The organism is Promicromonospora sp. NPDC057138 (genome assembly GCF_042670845.1).
In the GTDB taxonomy this organism is placed as follows: domain Bacteria; phylum Actinomycetota; class Actinomycetes; order Actinomycetales; family Cellulomonadaceae; genus Promicromonospora.
Genome location: NZ_JBHUUX010000006.1, coordinates 130 through 3,549 on the forward strand (window position 1 = coordinate 130; position 3,420 = coordinate 3,549).

Genomic DNA, 3,420 nt, shown 5'->3' on the forward strand with positions numbered 1-3,420 from the left:
CGAGGTCGGGTTCGTACCGGTCGGGATTCGCCCCGGCCAGACGCCGATACGCGGCGAGAGCTTCCTGAGTAGGGGGCAACGCGTCCTGCAGACGCCCCAGCTCGAAGAACCGGACGCCGAGGTTGGTCAGGGAGCGGGCGAGGTCGGGTTCGTACCGGTCGGGATTCGCCCCGGCCAGACGCCGATACGCGGCGAGAGCTTCCTGAGTAGGGGGCAACGCGTCCTGCAGACGCCCTAGCTCGGAGAGCCCTATCCCGAGGCCAGTCAGGGAGCGGGCGAGGTCGGGTTCGTACCGGTCGGGATTCGCCCCGGCCAGACGCCGATACGCGGCGAGAGCTTCCTCAATAGGGGGCAACGCGTCCTGCGGACGCCCTAGCTCGGAGAGCCCTATCCCGAGGACAGTCAGGGAGTGGGCGAGGTAGCGTTCGTACCGGTCGGGATTGGCCTCGGCCAGACTCCGGCGGAGGCTGACCGCTTCCGCAATAGGGGGCAACGCGTCCTGCGGACGCCCCAACTCGGAGAGAACGATCCCGAGATTGCTCAGGGTGGCGGCGAGGGCATTTTCGTCTTCAGGGTGGCTGCGTGCGAGGTCGAGCCGTCGTTTGGCTAGAAGCAGCCTGGTCGGCGCCATGCGGGTTGACGGGTAGGGGATCGCCGCAGCGACGGAATCTAGGGTCGTGTCGTCGGCGGGGAGGTGGGTGGTGAGGTGGTCGGCCAGATCGCGGATCGTGGCATGGTGGTCATGACGGGCGGGGTCGGTGACGGCGCGGGTGAGAACGGTCATCGCGCTGACCGCCTGCGCAGTTGTGAGGTTTTCCAGCAGGGCAGTCTTGTGCCGCCGGGCTGTGCCGTCGTGCGGGTGTCGGAGGGTCGCGACGACCAGGTGCTCGGCAAGACGGTCCGGCTGTAGCGGAGCCGCCCACCGGTCCAGGTCGGTGGGCGGGTAGGTCGTCTTCAGCCAGAACGCGACTCGTCCAGTGTCGGGCAGGTCTGTGCTCGGGACCTGCCCGGTGAAGCACTCCATAACACGTGCGGCCTGCTCGGTAGCCTGTGCTTGGTCGTCGGCGCCGAGGAGCGCAACGGAGGCGAGCAGGAGCTTTCGCATCGGTCCTGTTAGCGACGTGCCGAGCCCAGCAGCCCGGGCGGTCGTGTGCCAGTGACTGGCCTCGTGACGCAGCAACTCGTCCAGGACGTCCGCAAAGCTGACGATCTGCCGCGTCGCACCTGCTCGGGGCCCGTCCTGGCGCAGGATCGCGACGAGGCTCGCGGCTGTCAGGTCGAGCGCACGAGCACTCCCGTCGCCGGTGACACCTACGGCCGGGGCCGGCAGGTCAAGGGCCTCCGCAAACGCCCGCGCGGCGGCGTCGAGCAGTTCCTGGGCGGGAACGTCGACGTCAGCCAGGTCGGACCCGGCCCACGCTGGAGCCAGTAGCGCGCCCAGGTCACCAGCGACCTCGGTCAGCTCGCTCCACCAGACGCCCGCAGTGCGGGCAAGCATAAGGACCCGGATAGTTCCACCGATGTCGAGCGCATCGTCGAGCAGGTTGCGCAGGTCGGGGCGGGCGTCGGCAGAATCAACCACGACCAGCAAAGGCTGACCGGGGTACGCCTCACGGGCATGAGTGACGAACCCCGCCTCCTGGTCTCGGCCGACGGCGAACGACTGCCACCTGGGCCCGGCATTGAGGGGCAGGCTAGCGAGGGCGTTTTTGAGCTCTTCGGCCAGGCGGGACTTGCCGACACCGCCGGCAGCGGTGATCAGACGATACCGGACGTCCGACGGATGACGGCCGTTTGTCGTCTCGCACCAGTCGACCATGTCGGCGAGATCCCCGTCGCGGCCAAGGAACGGGACGATCCTACGGGCCGGTGACAGCAGGGAGGCCGGTCCCGTTGGGACGTACGCCTGGCGCCGGGCGAGCTCGATCCTCCGGGCTTCGGCCTGGGCAGCTTCGGCTTCGCGTTCCCGGCGGGCATTCTCGGCGTAGCGCTTCTCGTCTTCCCGGTGCCTCTTAGCCTGCTCGAACGGTTGCTCGACGACCCAGGTCAGGATCGCGGCGACCACAGGAGCGGCCGCCATGACAATCGGGGGCGCGTCATCGGGGGCCAGGGCAAGCAGGCCAAGCCAGACGGCTGCACCGACCGCAATAGCGACGGGGATCCACACGATGAACTGGCGTTGAAGACGCCCGTGACGCACTGGCGGCATGGCCGTAAACGTAGCGGCACCCCGTGGCGGCGACCAGCACCAACACATCACGAAGTGCGGAACGAGCAGATGGAACCACGTCAACACTGCCCGGCCGTGAGCCTGGACTATCTCGGCGACGCCCCGGACAACAGCACGATCACCACACCAGTGCCCGCACATATGGCCGGTCATCTGTCGTCCACCACGGCACGCTCTCGGGCCACCCTCCGCCGCCGTGCGGACTGGGCCAGTGCCGGCGCTTCATCCGGCGGCACCATCACCGCACCTGTGGGGTAGAACCGCACACGACCGCGGAAGAGGACAACCCTGATGCGCATCAACGACCGCCTACCAGATCTGGGCACCAGCGGCCATCCAAGCAGCAACTTGCCGACAACTACGCCGCTCAACCGACAAGTTGAGGGGATCCCTACAACGCTGTAGGGATCCGTCGGAGATGTCACCTGAATCGGTGTAGTTGTCCCCGAGTTGTCCAGTAAGCGTCCCACTTGTCATCCTTGGCATGCCGCGTACCGGGTTTCCCGGTTTCAGTACGTCGAAAATTAGTCCGTACAGGTGGATTCTCGACGGTGGACTGGCGCCCTTGCGAGAGGAGGCCAAGTCAGATGCGCCAGGGGCAGGAGCACCGACTGAGGACCTCGCGGTCCAGCTACTTGGGGGCGTGTGTACGTACCCATCGCGGTCTACGCGGTGTCGGGTTCGCCTTCCAGGCGACGCAGGAACGTGAGCACACGCTGAGACTCGTCGCGATAGCGTGCCTCATTGCGGTGCACAACACGTTCGTAGACGGCAGCGGATTCCCGCAGTACCGCAATCGCCCTGCTTCGATGTCCTAAGCCTTCAAGGCGGTGGCCCAGCCCCGACAGAGAGTTGGCGAGGCCGGGCTCGTACCGATCGGGGTTGGTCTCAGCCAGACGCCGACGGATGGCGACAGCCTCCTGGGTGGGTGGTAACGCCTCTTTCGCACGCCCCACCTCCGAGAGCTGGAAGCCGAGATTGGTCAGCGACCCGGCAAGGTCGGGCTCGTACCGGTCAGGGTTGGCCTCGGCCAAACGCCGGTAGGTGGCGACGGCCTCCTCGGTAGCCGGCACCGCCTCCACCACACGCCCCACATCCCAGAGCAGGGCGCCAAGGTTGGTCAGCGACCCGGCAAGGTCGGGCTCGTACCGGTCAGGGTTGGCCTCGGCCAAACGCCGGTGAGTGGCGAC

Annotated in this window: 2 protein-coding genes; both read right to left on the minus strand. The window is 67.3% G+C overall.

Annotated features, from left to right (window positions below):
• On the minus strand, positions 1-2,209 hold a 2,209-nt coding region (locus tag ACFT2C_RS05855; protein WP_377206078.1), incomplete at its 3' end, for a tetratricopeptide repeat protein.
• A gap of 686 nt (positions 2,210-2,895) precedes the next feature.
• A partial coding sequence (locus ACFT2C_RS05860) for a tetratricopeptide repeat protein (protein ID WP_377206079.1) occupies positions 2,896-3,420 on the minus strand: 525 nt, incomplete at its 5' end.